Below are 14,553 nucleotides of genomic sequence, written 5' to 3' on the forward strand. Positions count from 1 at the left end.
GAGGTGTCGGCCTAGTCGCTCCAGCGGTTCACCTGATGGCTCAGCGCCAGATACACGCTTTTCTGCTGCATGTAGGCCTTGATGCCGTTCAGGCCCTTTTCGCGGCCCAGCCCGCTTTCCTTGAAACCGCCGAACGGCGTGGAAATCGAGAACGTTTTGTAGGTATTGACCCAGACGGTGCCGGTTTCCAGCCGCTCCGCCAGCGCCATCGCGCGAGGGAAGTCGCGGCTCCAGATGCCGGCCGCCAGGCCGTACACCGAGTCATTAGCCTGTTCGATCAGCTGTTGCTCATCGTCAAACGGCAGCGCCACCAGCACCGGGCCGAAGATCTCTTCCTGGCAGACGCGGGCGTCGTTGTTCAAGCCTTCAATAATGGTCGGCAGGTAATAGCTACCGCTCGCCAGCTGCGGATCGGCCGGCGCTTCGCCGCCGATGATCACCCGGCCGCCCTCCTGCCGCGCCAGCGCCACGTAGTCCGCCACGCTTTGCCGATGTTTGGCGCTGATCAGCGGGCCGAGATGCACGCCCGGCACCAGCGGGTTGCCGATGCGCAGCCCCGCCGTCAGTTCGGTCAAACGCGCCAGCAGCGGCTGATACAGCGAACGATGCACGAACAGCCGCGAACCGGCGATGCACGCCTGGCCGGCGGAGCTGAAAATGCCGTAGCAGATGCCGCGCGCCGCCTGCTCCAGATCGGCGTCCTCCAGCACGATGGTCGGCGATTTGCCGCCCAATTCCAGCGAAGTGGGGATCAGCTTGTCGGCGGCGATGTGCGCCAAATGGCGCCCGGTGCTGGTCCCGCCGGTAAAGGAGATCTTTTTCACCAGCGGATGGCGCGCCAACGCCTCGCCGATCACCGAACCTTTGCCCGGCAACACGCTGAGCAGCCCAGCCGGCAGGCCCGCCTGTTCGAACAGCTCGGCCAGCTTCAGCGCCATTAGCGGCGTGGCTTCGGCCGGTTTGAGCACCACCGCGTTGCCCGCCGCCAGCGCCGGCGCCACCTTCTGCATTTCGCTGGCGATCGGCGAGTTCCACGGCGTAATGGCGGCGATCACCCCCATCGGTTGATACTGGCTTATCGTCATCACCTCGGCGCTGCGCGGGGTCGGCAGCTCGCCTTCCAACACCTCGCAGGCGGCCGCGAAGTAGCGCGCGGTCGCCGCCGCGCTGGCCACCAGCCCGCGGGTTTCCGCCAGCGGCTTGCCGTTGTCGCGGGTCTGCAGCTCGGCCAACTGTTCCTGCTGCGCCAGAATCAGGTTGCTGACGCGGTAGAGGATCGAGGCGCGTTGGTGCGGCACCAGCCCACGCCATTCCGGCGCGCGCCAGGCGCGTTCCGCTGCTTCCACCGCCTCGTTCACGTCCTCGACGTTCGCGGCACGCAGCCGCGCGTTGACGCTGCCGTCGGCCGGGAATACCGAAGCCATCTCTTCGCCACGCCCTTCACGCCAGCGCCCGGCGACAAAAATATTCAATCGTTCCATGCTCCGCTCCTGCCGTTCAGGCAATAAAACCGCCGTCCACCAGACGGCGACAGGCTTGTACCGCGCTCAGCGCCGCCAGGGTTGATGTTTTGGGATTGCTCGCCAGCGGGGTGCCGCTCAGCTCGATGTGAAATTCGCCAAAGTCGCCGCACACCTGCAGACGATGGGTATTGCGCCGGGTGGCGGGATCGACCTGCAGGCGTACCCGGGTGGCGTCCATCCCCAGGCCGTTGAGCGCAATGGTGGCCGCCACGTTGGCATTGGCCGGGAACAAACGCGCCGCTTCGCGCGCCGACCCTTCAAAAAATACCTGCGCTTCGCTCACCGCATTGAGGTCGATCAGCTGCTCCGCCGGGCTGCCGCGCCAGCTGGCCGGGCTTTTGCTGGCCTGATAGGTCACGCTCTCCAGCCCGCCTTCGCGCGCCGACGCCAGCCCATCCATCCCCGCCACCGCACCGGACAACACGATCAACTGCCCGTGATGGCGGCGGCAAACCTGCTGCAGCCGCTGTTGCAATGCGGCGTCCGCCAGCGCGCCGGTCGAGATCAGCGCCAGCGGCCAACCGCGCTGCAGAACCGCTTCGCCGAACTCCGCCACCGCCTGCTGGCTGGCGCACTCCAGCACCAGATCCGGCCGCTGCAAACACTGCTCGGGATGGGTCAACGCCTGCACCCGCCCGCCAAAGGCCTCGGCGATCGCCGCATGATGAGCCGCGCGCGCCAGGATCCAACCGACCTCCACGCCTTCCGGCAAACGGGCGATCACTTCCTTCGCCATCGCGCCGTAGCCAATCATCATGATCTTCTTCATCTTTATCGGCCCCTGCTACACATGGCGGTTAAAGCCGCCGGATACGTCCAGCGCCGCGCCGGTGGTAAAGGAAGCCAGCGGCGAAGCGAGGAACAGCAGCGCCTGCGCCGGCTCCTGCGGCTTGCCGAGGCGCTTCATCGGGATGCCGCGGCGTTCGGCGATCGCCGCCGTCCACTGCTCCCAGCTTTGATCTTTATCGCTGCGCTCGTCGAAACGGCGGCGCCATTGGCCCGACTCCACCATCCCCAGCAAGATCGAGTTAACGCGAATGCCTTTGCCCACCAGCTCTTTCGACAGCGTCAGCGTCATGTTGAGCAGCGCGGCGCGCGCCGCCGAGGTGGCGATCATGTGTTCTTCCGGCTGCAGCGCCAGCAGCGAGTTCACGCAGGTGATCGACGCGATCGTCGACCGTTCCAGCGCCGGTAAGAACGCCTGCACCGGGTTGATCACGCCGAACAGCTTCAGCTCGGCCTCATGCAGCCAGGCTTCGCGCGGCGTTTGGTCAAAATGGGCGACGAAGCCCTGACCGGCGTTGTTGATCAGCAGATCCACGCCGCCGAAATGCGCCGTCACCTGGTCAGCGAACTGCGCCACCTGCTGCGCGTCCAGTACGTCGCAGCGCAGCGCCAGGATCTCCGCCTGCGGAAACTCCGCACGCAGGCTGGCTGCTGCGCCGGCCAGTTTGTCCGGATCGCGGCCGCAGAACGCCACCTTCGCCCCTTCGGCCAGCAGCAGTTTCAGGGTTTCGAAACCGATGCCCGACGAGCCGCCGGTTACCACCGCCACCCGATTCTCAAGCTGAAAATTCATCGTTGGATTGCTCCCGTAAAGTCCCGCAGATAGCGGTTGAAACACGCCGGCGCGTCGAGGTAGCTGGCATGGCCGGCGGCGGCGATCAAACGCAGCGTCGCGTCCTGCTCACGCGCCAGCTCGGCCGCCTTCTCCGGCGGCGTAATGCGATCCTGTTCACCGCACCAGACTTCCAGAGGGCCGCGATAGCGCGCCAGATAGCGGCCGATATCGTCGTTGGCCAGCATCCAGGCGGCGCTCAGAAAACCGTCGGGATCGAGCTGCTGCATGCCGTTGCGCACCCAGGCGATATCCTGCGGATCCGCCCCTTCACGCAGCAAGGCCGCCGCCCGCTGCTCGCCATAGCCCACCGGCCCCAGCGTCTCTATCATCTGTTGGCGCTGGCCGTACACCTGCCGACGTTTTTCCTCCGGCGCCGTGGCATAGCCCTGCGCCGGATCCGCCAACACCAATCCACATAACCCGTCCGGATAGCCGGCGGCATAGGCGCTGCCGATCAGCGCCCCCAGCGAATGGCCGACGATCAGCGGCTGCGCCAGCTGCAGCTCATCAATCAGCGCCGCCAACGCCGCCGCATAACCGGCGGCATCGGCCTGAGGATCCGCCAACGGCAGGCTACCGCCGTAGCCCGGCGCATCCCACGCCAACAGACGGTGGCCGTCCGTCAGGCCGCTATCGTTGAGCTGCTTGATCCACGAGGCCGATCCGGAGCTGATGCCGTGCAGCAATACCACCGGCCGCCCCTGCCCGGCCTCGCGCCAGCTCAGGGTATACGCCCCGCAGCGCGCCCGTTGGCGTTGCGCCAGGCCGTTCATCAGTTGCGCTTCACTTTGGACAGCGGGTGATCCGCCGGATAGGTCGGGATCTCCGGCTTGGCGGTGCCGAGCATCACGCACATCAGCGCCTCTTCCTCGCCGTGGTTGAACAGGCCGCGATACACCCCCGCCGGCACCGAGATCAGATCGCGCTCTTTCAGCCGGGTTTCGTAATACTCTTCCCCATCCTGAATCATCAGCGTGATGCTGCCTTTCAGCATGAAGAACACTTCTTCCACGTCGTCGTGCAGGTGCAGCGGGCCCTCGCACTTCGACGGCAGCACCATGGTGGAGAAGGTGAAATTGCCCGCCGGAATGGTGTTGGCGTCGCTGGCCACGCCGGTAGCGCCGGTACCGATGTAGCGCATCTGCGCACGGCGGTATTTCGGGTCAAAGTCGGCCTGGAACTTCAGCGCGTTCCAGTCGTATTTACGGCCTTCGAAACGGGCGATGCGCGACTCCACCCAATTTTCCATCGACAGATCCTGCGGCTTGACGCCGGCTTTGTTCTCAACCTGAGACATGTTGTCACTCCTCTGTTGAATCGATTGATTAATCAGTACTTTCTCAGTAACGGCAGCAGAATGAGGCAGCCGACGAAAGCCATCACCACCAGGAACAGCAGGCCGTTATCCATATTGCCGGTGGCGGCGATCAACGCCCCCATCAGCACCGGCGCCAGCGCGCCGGCAAAATTGCCCAACCCGTTGAAGATACCGCCGGCGGTAGCGCTGACCTTGCTGCTGGTCGCCTTCGCCAACAGCGCGAAAATATTCGGCGCGCCGGCGCCCCACATAAAGGTGCTGAAGGCCATGGCGGCGATCACGCTGTAGGTGCCCTGCAGGTGCAGCACCACCGCCAGACCGAGGCCGGCACCGCACAGCGACAGGAAGCAGGCCAGCGCGCGCCGATCCAGCTTGTCCGACAGCCAGGCACCCAACACTTCGCCGAGCAGCATGGCGATGAACGGCAGCGAAGAGAGGTAACCGGCATGCTCCAGATGAATGCCTTTCCCCTTGATCAGGTAGCTCGGCAACCAGCCGTTCATGCCCCACAGGTAGGTCAGGAAGGCGATGTTGAACAGGCAGATCATCCAAAAGTGCGGGCTGCGCAATAGCTCTCGGCGATGCTGTTGGCGTTCCGATACCGCCGGCTTGGTCGCCGCCGCCGGGCGCGCGACGTTCAGGTGGCGCATGCCGAACAGCACCAGCAACATCACCGGCAACGTCAGAAACGCCATAAAGAAGAAGGTGGCCTGCCAGTCGAAGGTATTGAGGATGTACAGGGTGACCGGGAAGCCAAGCGCGGCGCCCAACGGCGTGCCGAGCAGCCACAGCATGGTGGCGCGCGCCTGCAGCTGCGGCGGGAAGGCCTGACGAATAATGGCGTAGGCCATCGGCAGCAGCGGCCCTTCGGCGATACCGAGCAGAATGCGCAGCGTCATCATGGCGTGATAGGAACGCACCATCCCCATCAACACCATCAGCACGCCCCACACCACCATCATGCCAATCAATACCTTGACCGGATTAAGCCGATCGCCGATGCCGCTGAGCAGCATCGAGGAAATGCCGTAGGAGAACAGAAACGCGCTCATCAGCAAGCCCAGCCGCGCCGGGTCAAAACCGATCCCTAACGCCTGCTGGAACTCGCTATCGGAAAACAGCGCCGCGATGCTGATCTTGTCGAAAAACGCCAACAGCACGCAGGCAAACAGCGCGATCGGCACCGACCAGCGCACCCGCTGCTGCGGATTTTCGGCAACGGCTTCCCCCGCCCGTCCAGCGCGGGCGTCAATGTCTTGCGTAGTCATAAAACGCTCCCGAGGTTCGGGCGTTATTTCAACGCCATCAAAGAAAACTCCGCATCCGCCAGCTGCTGCGGATCCAGCACCCGGCCGCTCGCCAACCAACGCTTGCCGAGCTTGATGGTGCGCGCGTCGTTGAACGCCACCATCTGCACCAGCTGCCGATCGGCGTTCAGCGTGAAGAACACCTGCGACTGCGGCGTGCGGCGCACCACATGGTGCACGCCGCCGCTCGGCACACCGAGGATCTGGATATTGGCGTCGTATTGATCCGACCAAAGCCAGGCCACGTCGTCATACGGGGCGGCGAAGGCGTCGAGCATCGCGCAGGCGGTGCTGATGGCCTGATTTTGCGCGTAGGCCCAAGACTGCAGGCATAGGCCGAGCGTCGGGTGGCGCGCCACATCGCCGGCGGCGAAAATCGCCGGATGGCTGGTGCGCCCCTGGCCGTCGACCACGATGCCGGAGTCGATCGCCAGCCCGGCGCTGCGCGCCAGTTCGAGATTCAGCTCAACGCCGATCCCCACCACCACCAGATCGAAGGCCTGCGGATCGCTGACTTCGCTGCCGATCCAGGCGGTGCCGTCGCGATCTTCCAGCGAGATCTCGCCGCAGCCGCACAGCATCGTGACGCCCTGCTGGCGATGCAGTTCGAGCAACGCCTGTGAGACGTCGGCGCCGACGCTGCGCATGCACAGCGCAGGCTGGCGTTCAAACACCGTCACCTCGGCGCCGAGACGGCGCGCGGAAGCGGCGATCTCCAGCCCGATCCAACCGCCGCCGACGATCGCCAGGCGACGGCAGCCCTGCAGGCCCTGCCGCAACCGGGCCGCATCGTCCCAGGAACGCAGCGTCATCACGCGCGGGTGCTGCGCCCAGGCGGCGCTCGGCACACGCGGCCGCCCGCCGGTGGCGATCAGCAACTGCTCGAACTGCAGCCGTTGCCCGTCGCTGAGCGTGACGATTTGCTGTTCTGCATCGATGGACTCGGCGCGCAGCGGGCGACGCCAGTCGATATTCAGCTCCGCCACCGCCTGTTCGCTGAACAGCCGGCTGAGGGGAGCCGCGGCATCCAGCAGCGCCGCTTTCGACAGCGGCGGCCGCTCGTAAAAATCGTAGGGTTCGTCGCTGACAACCGTCAGCCGGCCGCTGTAACCGCGATCGCGCAGCGTCTTGGCCGCCCAGCCGCCGGCCTGGCCGCCGCCGACGATGACGATGCCCGCGTGTTCCGGCCGGTTCATAACGCCTCCGCCTTTTTATGCTGGCGGCGCGTGTCGTGATCGATGCCGCCCTCTACCGCCCATTCGGTGAAGGAGACCAATGAATGCTCCAGCTCGCGCGGCTGCCAGTTTTCCGTCAGATAATCGTCGTTGGTGTAGTACTCGAACGCGCCGCCGGTCGGGCTGTTGACGTACCAGAAATAGGCCGAGGAGATCGGGTGGCGGCCGGGGCCGATAAAGGTGCTCCACTTCTCTTTGTTCATGGCGATGCCGCCGCCGATCACTTCGTGGATATCGCGCACGGTGAACGCCACGTGGTTCAGGCCCCGTGGGCGGTTCGGCAGCTTCAGCAGGAACAGGTTATGGTGGCCGCCGCGCGCCTGGGTGCGCAGGAAGACGGCGCGATCGATATAGCGATCGGAAACCTGGAAATCCAACAGCTCGCGATAGAAACGCTCGGTCGCCGCCAGATCCTCAACGAAGAACACCACGTGGCCAATGTTGATCGGCTGCGCCTGCGAATAGACCGGGCTGGGTTGATCGATGCGGCGCACGTCGCCCCATTGGTTGATCGGCGTGACCGGCACCTCGACCGCCTGCTGGCGGCTGACGACGAAGCGCAGCGTCATGCCGTTGGGATCGAGGCATTCCAGCTCTTCTCCCACCTGACGGAAGCCGGGCATCAGCGCCAAACGCGGCTGCAGGCGCGCCAGATCGGCGGGCGAGGCCACGCCCCAGGTCATGCGGCGCAGGGTAGAACCGCCCTCAAACGCCGCAGGCAGCGCCGCGCTTTGCAACGGGTGCAGGACAACCCGCGCCCCGCTCAGGGTAGTGAATTCGCGCTGCGGTTCGCCCCAATGTTGCGTGGCGGGCTGCAGGCCGAAGTCTTGCATGAATTTTTCGCAGGTTGGCAGATCTTCGACGCCAAATTCCAGTTTTTCGATTCCGATTACGCTCATTGTTCAGCCTCACGTTCTCGCTGCATACGGTTTTCAGGCATGAGTGAACCCCGGCCCCTGTTTGCTACGGGCCTTATCCCTGCCTGAGTAAAAGAGTCGGTCCTGTCGGTTAGCCGACGTTGGCCTGCGGCGGCGCGCCGAGGAAGCCGGAAATTTTCTCCGCCGCGTCGCGCACTTCCATGCGCAGCCGCTCGCGATCCGCTTTCGGTATCTCATCGGACGGCACCATGATGCTGACCACCGCCTCGACCCGCTGCTCGCGGTTGAAGATCGGGTAGACGATCGAGGAGATGCCGTGGCGGAAGAACGATTCACCGATCACATAGCCGCGCGCTTTGTCTTGTTGCACCATCTGCCACAGCGTTTCGCGATCCGCCGGGGTGCCCGGCGCATTGCCCGGCAGCTGCGCGTCCGGATAAAGTTGTTCGAACTCGCTGCGGGTGGCGCTGGTCAACAGCATGCGACCCAGAGAGGTTTGGTGCACCGGCAAACGGGTGCCGACGCTGACCTGATTGATCTGCGAACCGGCGGCGCTGACGCGGGCGATGTAAATAACGTCGCGCCCGTCGCGGATCGCCAGATGACTGCTGCACTGGCTGCGATCGCGCAGCTGCTCGATCACCGGCTGACCAGCCTGCGCCACGTCCAGCGACGCGATGTATTCGAAGCCGAGGCGCAGCACCTTGATGCCGAGCGCAAAGGTGTTGGTGCGCGGATTGCGCTCCAAAAAGCCCAGGTGCTCGAGCGTCTGCACCACCCGGTAAGCGGTGGCCTTCGGCATATCGACCAGGCGATGCAACTCGGCGAAAGTCATTTCCTTATGCTGCTCACCAAACGCCAGCAGCAACTGCAACCCGCGATCCAGTCCCGGGATCAGATACTTACATGCTTGCTCGTCCGCCATCTCTCGCTCCTGCGCTGTGCGCCTGCCCTGCGGGCCTCAGTTGAATACGAAGCCGCCGTTGACCGGCAGCAGTTGGCCGGTGACGAAATCCGCCAGCGACGACAGCAGATAAAGCACCGTACCGTTCACATCGTCCGGATGCTGCGCCCCGGCCAGCGCGCGCCCCTGCTCATACAGCTGATGGCGCTCGGCGGGCACATACTCGGTGGCTTCCACCCGCGTCAGGCCCGGTGCGATGGCGTTGACGCAGATCCCCTGCGGGCCCAGTTCGCGCGCCATCGATCGGGTCATCGCGATCAACGCGCCTTTGCTGGCGACATAGGCCATCAGGCGCGGCGCGCCCCACAGCGCAGTGTCCGACGCCACGTTGACGATCTTGGCGTGCGGATTGCGCGCCAGCAGCGGCACCGCCGCCTGACTCACCAGCCAGGTGCCGCGCACGTTGACCTGCATCACCCGATCCCACAGATCGATATCGTATTCCATCATGGTTTTGCCGCCGACGCCGGTCGCCAGCGCCGCGTTGTTTACCAGGCCGTCGATCCCGCCGCCAGCGGCGATCTTCTCGAACGCCGAGCGGATCGAATCCGGTGACGCCAGATCGATCGTCTGCGTTTCCACCTGAGCGCCCTGCTCGCGCAGCGCGGCACCGCTCGCCGCCAGCTCATCCGCCAGAATGTCGCACATCACCACCTGCGCGCCGGCGGCGGCGATGGCGGCAGCGAAGCTGTAACCCAGGCCGCGCGCCGCCCCGGTGACCACGATGCGTTTACCGTTCAGCAGGCCGTTCACTGCGCCGCCTCCCGCTCGCGCAACGTCGCCAGCTGTTTCTGCGCCTCTTTCTGCATCATCCGGCGCAGGCGAGAAAGACCGACGTCGTGCTGGTACAGGTATTCGCGGCCGCGGGCGTTAGGCGCCATGTTCTCAAGCACGATGCGATCCTGCTCGAGCACGTCCCAATGCAATGATTCCAGGCGGTTGCGGTACATGAAGCGCCACATGTCACGCTGCCAGTCTTTGACCTTACGGATGCGCCAGAAGAAGACCCGGCAGTGATCCTTGTCTTCCGGCACCACCATGCCGATGATCCAGAAGTGGCCACCTGGCCCGAAGCGCTTCTTGTATGGGATCGACAGGCGCATCCAATAGGCGCCGCTGCTGCCGAACTCCACCCAGTCGAAGTTGACGCCGATCTGGCCGTTCTTCTTGAAGATAAACCCGCTGTCGGTCGGTTCCAGCCCCATATCCGCCTTGCGATCCCCTTCCGCCATCGAGTGAGAGGAAGAGTGCAGGTAGGTGCCGTGCATCGGATCCATCACGTTTTCCAGGGCGTATTGGTAGTTGCAGTTCCAGCTGGCGGTGCACAGGAAGTTGCTGTACGAGGCTTCGTCCGCCAGTTCTTGCGGGAAAGTCAGCGCCGCCGGCGTTTCATCCGCCGTCACGCCGAAATAGAGGAACACTGCGCCGTAGGCTTCTTTGGCCGGGTAAGACCGCAGGCATTTTTGCCCCACCAGCGGGCAGCGATCCACTGCCGGCACATCTTTCACCGTACCGTCGCCGCCGACCTCTACCCCGTGGTACCAGCAGGCGATGCGATCGCCGAGGTTCCACCCCATGGAAAGCCGCGCGCCGCGGTGCGGGCAGCGGTCTTCCAGCGCGTGGATCTGGCCTTCGCCGTCGCGCCATACCACGATTTGCTGCTCCAGGCGGGTGATGCCGACCGGGTTGTTGCCCACTTCCCAGCTGGCCAGCACCGGATACCACATGCCGCGCAACCCCTGGTCAAGATAGTCCTGCAAGCTCTGTTCGGAGGATGTTGTGTTTGCTGTCATTGTCTTCTCCCGGAGGTGGCTCAGAAACCGTTAACGTGAAGGAATTCGCGGAACGTCGCCTCATTCCACGGTTGGCCGCTGCGATCGAACAGGCGGCGCTGATTCAGCGCGCTGACGATCTGCTCCAGCTCTTCCGCGCCCTGATCGAAGATCGTTTCCAGCGCCGCCACCAGGGCGGTTTCGAAACCGTCCGGCACACGAGCGCGGTTTTGCCAGATGACATTGCGGAACTGGCCCGGCTGATGGATTTGACCGTTGCCGCCTTCGCGGGCCGGCGTCACCTGTTGGGTGTCCGGTAGCCAGGGATTGAAATCGGTGATGTGCTGCATGATTACTCCTCCGCGATAAAGGTGATCTGGATTTGGTTGTCGACCACCCGGGTGGGATAGGTTTGCAGATCGCGACCGCCCGGCTCGCGCAGGCACTGGCCGGTGCGCACGTCAAACAGCGCTTCGTGCAGCGGGCACTCAACCTTGCCGTCGTCTACAAACCCCTGGCTGAGCAAGGCATAAGCATGCGGGCAAACGTCTTCCAGCGCGTAGTAGTTACCGTCGAGCAGGTACACCCCGATCTCTTTTCCTTCCACTTTGCCGGAGAAAGGAAAATCTTCTTTCACCTGAGACACTTCGCACACATTCTTCCAGCTCATTGCTTTTGTCCTCTATCTGATTGTTTCATATATGAAACTCAGTTTCTTATTTAATACAGCCACTATAGGTCTGGCGAAACTTTCGTCAAGCGGGCGGAACGGCAAATGTTAATGAAAGGTTGTTTAAAAATGACAAATGCGGGAAGGATCACGAAATCATGCACCGATATGAAAAACCTATGTCAGTTGTGCGCTCTCCCGCTAATTTATGGCAAAAAATGCGTTGATTCCGACGACGCATTGCGCGTAAAAGTGTTTTCTCACTGTCTTCCACATCCTATTTGATAACAATAAATTTACATCAATCAGCCTCATCCCCCGCGTTTGCGCGCCATGGCATCCGCGGGTGAGTTTGCTGCTGCCTGAATTCGTCAACCGCTCGCATTGAGGAACGCAACGTGCAACAACGTCAACGCTGGTTTGGGGTGATCGCCCTGCTGTTTCTGATCGTTATCGCCTATGCGGATCGGGTCAATATCGCCGTGATGTTGGTCAATCCCGACTTCCTGCAACACTTCCAACTCGGCGGCGACCGCGCCCACCAGGGCACGCTGATGACGGTGTTTTTGCTCGGCTACGGCCTGTCCGCCATGTTGCTGACGCCGTTTCTGGAAACGCTGATGGGTTACCGCCGCGCACTGATGCTGAGCGTGGTGCTGTGGGCGCTGCTCACCGCCGCCTCGCCGCTGGCGGGATCGCTGATGCTGCTGTGCGTGGTGCGCGCGCTGCTTGGCGTCAGCGAGGGGCCGCTGTTCTCGCTGAAGACCATGTACATCAGCGATCATTTCGCCGCCGACGAGCGCGGCAAGCCCAACGCGATCAGCGCGCTGGGCGTTTCATTGGGGCTGGTGCTCGGCTTTCCGCTGGTGAGTTTTCTGATGGCGCACTTCGGCTGGGCGATGTCGTTTCACCTGCTGGCGCTGCTCAACCTGCTGCTGGGGCTGGCGCTGGTGCGGCTGTTCGTTCATCCCCTCGCCCTGTCTTTATCCTCGCGCCCTGCTGCTCCGCAACCGGTGCTGAGCCGCGTCTGGCACACCTTTACGCTGGCCTGGCGCACGCCGATGCTCGGCTGGATCCTGCTGATCGAGATCGCCACGCTCAGCTATCTGTGGGGCTCCAGCTCCTGGTTGCCGGCGTATCTGACCGATGAAAAGGGGTTCTCCATCAAGCAGATGGGCTGGATGGCCGCGCTGCCTTTCATCGTCAGCATCGCCTCCAAATACCTCGGCGGCGTGTTGCTCGATCGTATCCGCCCTTATCAAGCGCCGCTGATCTTCGTCTGCGGCGGCGCAGCGACCGCGCTGTGTATCTATGGCGTGATGAACAGCCATCAGCTTGGCTGGATCGCCTTCTTCCTGCTGGCGGCCAATGCCTGTTGGGGCGCGCAGGGCGCGGCGATCCCTACCCTGCTGCAACATTATGCGCGGCCGGAGGCGGTCGGCAGCGCCTATGGGCTGATCAACGGCATCGGCAATCTGTTTTCGGCGTTTGTGCCGATGGCGATGGGCATGGTGATGGCCAGCCAGGGTAAGGTGTCTTCAGGCTTTGCGGTGCTGATCGCCTCGCAGCTGCTGACATTGCTGGCGGGCGGCGCACTGTTTGGCCGCATGTTGCTGGCGCGGCAGGTGAAACGGGCATAGACCCGTTTCCCTGTCCCGTGCGGCGGAAAACCGACAGCGTTGAGAGGGTGCTCATGGATCTGGACGCCAACAAGCAGCAGACGGGGGACATCCCCCGTCGCCGGGTTGCCTTACCGTTCGGATTCGTAAGCCAAAATGGCCGCAACCTCCGTGTTGCCCGATCGGATCCGCAGCTCACACAGCGTGCTGCGGGTTATCCATGCCAGTGATATTACCGTGGCACAAATAACCACCAATTTTAACAGGCTCCGTTTGTTCGGCATCATGCCTTCTTCTCCTTGCCTCGCGGCGGGTAAGAGGCTAACTTAACGTTGTCTGGCGTTAGAGTTGGCCTCGGGTTGATGGATATCGACTCGGGGCTTTTCTCTTTGTACCTTTCACGCAGGCTCCAGATACAAAGATCCAGAGCACCCGCGCGCAGTATATTCATCCTCTCCGTTGTCCCGTGTCCTTATTCTCTGACTCAGTTTCATTTCTGCGCAGGATTGCGCAAAGGCGTTGCAACAGGCTGAAAATCGCAGCGCGGATGGCGACAAATGAAATAAAAAAAGCGGCCCCATACGATGGGAGCCGCTTTTTCAGCGAGGCGTGGCCTGGCGTCAGGCGTGTTTCTTCGCCGCCTGCAGGTACAGCATCTCCAAGCCCAGGGTCGCCGCGGCCAGCGCGGTGATCTCGGACTGGTCATAGGCCGGCGCCACTTCTACCACGTCCATGCCGACGATGTTCAGCGACTGCATGCCGCGCACCAGTTTCAGCGCACGATCGGAAGTCAGACCGCCGATCACCGGCGTGCCGGTGCCCGGTGCGAACGCCGGATCCAAGCAGTCGATGTCGAAGGTCAGGTACACCGGCATATCGCCGACGATGCCTTTGATCTGGGTCAGCAGGTCGTCCACGCTGCGATCGTTCACCTGCGCAGCGTCCAGCACGGTAAAGCCGTTGTCATAATCGAACTCGGTGCGAATACCGATCTGCACCGAGTGGTGCGGATCGATCAGGCCTTCGTTCGGGGCATGGTAGAACATGGTGCCGTGGTCGAACTTGCTGCCGTTGGCGTAGGTATCGGTATGGGCGTCGAAGTGCACCAGCGCCAGCTTGCCGAAATGCTTGGCGTGCGCGCGCAGCAGCGGCAGGGTCACGAAGTGGTCGCCGCCGAACGAGAGCATACGCTTACCGGCCTTCAGCAGTTTCTCCGCGTGCGCCTGCAGCTTGTCGCTCATGTCCTGCGCATCGCCGAAATTGAACACGATGTCGCCGCAGTCAACCACGTTCAGCCGATCGCGCAGATCGAAGCTCCACGGCCAACGGTTGCCTTCCCAGGCCAGGTTGGTAGATACCTGACGAATAGCCGCCGGGCCGTGACGGCCACCGGCGCGACCGGAGGTCGCCATGTCAAACGGAATGCCGGTGATGACCCACTCTGCATCGCTGTCGTAAGGCATGAAGTTCAGCGGAAAGCGCAGGAAACCAAAGGCGTTGGACACTAATGAATTATCGGACTGATGGCCTAAGGTGCTCATAGTAAACCCTCGTAGTTCAACAAGTTGCCAGGCGCAGACGCCGGGCCGTTACAAAAAAAAATCCCTCCCGCGTCGTTAGCCCGACGAGAAAGGGATTTATTCGAT

General features: G+C 63.0%; 16 protein-coding genes. 1 reads left to right on the forward strand and 15 read right to left on the reverse strand.

The genetic code is table 11. The features are described from left to right. Window positions 1-11 precede the first annotated feature (11 nt). The 13 genes from V8N38_RS20995 to V8N38_RS21055 form a co-directional block, all read right to left on the reverse strand. A complete protein-coding gene (locus V8N38_RS20995) occupies window positions 12-1,481 on the reverse strand; it encodes an aldehyde dehydrogenase (RefSeq protein WP_047570600.1) in 1,470 nt (489 codons plus the stop codon). A 16-nt stretch (window positions 1,482-1,497) separates the two neighbouring features. After that, window positions 1,498-2,292 (reverse strand): aspartate dehydrogenase, encoded by a 795-nt coding sequence (locus V8N38_RS21000; protein ID WP_060422711.1) that lies wholly within the window; start codon window positions 2,290-2,292, stop codon window positions 1,498-1,500. Window positions 2,293-2,307: 15 nt separating this feature from the next. Continuing rightward, entirely contained in the window at window positions 2,308-3,102 is a 795-nt protein-coding gene (locus V8N38_RS21005; RefSeq protein WP_047570596.1) for an SDR family oxidoreductase, read from the reverse strand. Continuing rightward, window positions 3,099-3,917: an alpha/beta fold hydrolase gene (locus V8N38_RS21010; RefSeq protein ID WP_055311972.1), complete on the reverse strand. Its 819-nt coding sequence runs from the start codon at window positions 3,915-3,917 to the stop codon at window positions 3,099-3,101. Before V8N38_RS21010 ends, V8N38_RS21005 begins: the two co-directional genes overlap by 4 nt. Next, window positions 3,917-4,441, reverse strand: a complete 525-nt coding sequence (locus V8N38_RS21015; RefSeq protein ID WP_004937634.1) for a cupin domain-containing protein — start codon at window positions 4,439-4,441, stop codon at window positions 3,917-3,919. The genes V8N38_RS21010 and V8N38_RS21015 overlap by 1 nt, the downstream gene beginning before the upstream one ends. A 32-nt stretch (window positions 4,442-4,473) precedes the next feature. After that, window positions 4,474-5,730: an MFS transporter gene (locus V8N38_RS21020; RefSeq protein ID WP_038874278.1), complete on the reverse strand. Its 1,257-nt coding sequence runs from the start codon at window positions 5,728-5,730 to the stop codon at window positions 4,474-4,476. Window positions 5,731-5,753: 23 nt separating this feature from the next. Continuing rightward, window positions 5,754-6,965: an NAD(P)/FAD-dependent oxidoreductase gene (locus V8N38_RS21025; protein WP_147840643.1), complete on the reverse strand. Its 1,212-nt coding sequence runs from the start codon at window positions 6,963-6,965 to the stop codon at window positions 5,754-5,756. Continuing rightward, window positions 6,962-7,903, reverse strand: coding sequence for a VOC family protein (locus V8N38_RS21030; protein WP_047729878.1), 942 nt, complete (start codon window positions 7,901-7,903; stop codon window positions 6,962-6,964). Before V8N38_RS21030 ends, V8N38_RS21025 begins: the two co-directional genes overlap by 4 nt. Before the next feature lie 109 nt (window positions 7,904-8,012). Further along, on the reverse strand, window positions 8,013-8,807 hold the full coding sequence (locus V8N38_RS21035; protein WP_004937625.1) for an IclR family transcriptional regulator: 795 nt from the start codon (window positions 8,805-8,807) through the stop codon (window positions 8,013-8,015). A 36-nt stretch (window positions 8,808-8,843) separates the two neighbouring features. Further along, window positions 8,844-9,599, reverse strand: a complete 756-nt coding sequence (locus tag V8N38_RS21040; protein ID WP_047729877.1) for an SDR family oxidoreductase — start codon at window positions 9,597-9,599, stop codon at window positions 8,844-8,846. Next, the gene (locus tag V8N38_RS21045) at window positions 9,596-10,639 is read right to left on the reverse strand and encodes an aromatic ring-hydroxylating oxygenase subunit alpha (protein ID WP_147840642.1); all 1,044 of its coding nucleotides are present in this window, start codon (window positions 10,637-10,639) and stop codon (window positions 9,596-9,598) included. Before V8N38_RS21045 ends, V8N38_RS21040 begins: the two co-directional genes overlap by 4 nt. A 20-nt stretch (window positions 10,640-10,659) precedes the next feature. Further along, entirely contained in the window at window positions 10,660-10,968 is a 309-nt protein-coding gene (locus V8N38_RS21050) for a recombinase-like helix-turn-helix domain-containing protein (protein ID WP_004937617.1), read from the reverse strand. A 2-nt stretch (window positions 10,969-10,970) separates the two neighbouring features. Beyond that, window positions 10,971-11,288 carry a non-heme iron oxygenase ferredoxin subunit gene (locus tag V8N38_RS21055; protein WP_004937614.1) on the reverse strand — a complete coding sequence of 106 codons (318 nt, stop codon included), beginning with the start codon at window positions 11,286-11,288 and terminating at the stop codon, window positions 10,971-10,973. 398 nt (window positions 11,289-11,686) lie between these two features. On the opposite strand from V8N38_RS21055, the gene V8N38_RS21060 reads away from it, so the two are divergent. Then, window positions 11,687-12,928: an MFS transporter gene (locus V8N38_RS21060; RefSeq protein WP_147840641.1), complete on the forward strand. Its 1,242-nt coding sequence runs from the start codon at window positions 11,687-11,689 to the stop codon at window positions 12,926-12,928. A 110-nt stretch (window positions 12,929-13,038) separates the two neighbouring features. Here V8N38_RS21060 and V8N38_RS21065 read toward each other — a convergent pair whose 3' ends face one another. After that, complete coding sequence (locus tag V8N38_RS21065; RefSeq protein WP_033638576.1) at window positions 13,039-13,191, reverse strand: Hok/Gef family protein; 153 nt, start codon at window positions 13,189-13,191, stop codon at window positions 13,039-13,041. Window positions 13,192-13,527: 336 nt separating this feature from the next. Beyond that, window positions 13,528-14,448: an agmatinase gene (gene speB / locus V8N38_RS21070; protein WP_147840640.1), complete on the reverse strand. Its 921-nt coding sequence runs from the start codon at window positions 14,446-14,448 to the stop codon at window positions 13,528-13,530. Window positions 14,449-14,553: the final 105 nt, after the last annotated feature.

Origin of the sequence: Serratia nevei (assembly GCF_037948395.1) — a bacterium.
In the GTDB taxonomy this organism is placed as follows: domain Bacteria; phylum Pseudomonadota; class Gammaproteobacteria; order Enterobacterales; family Enterobacteriaceae; genus Serratia; species Serratia nevei.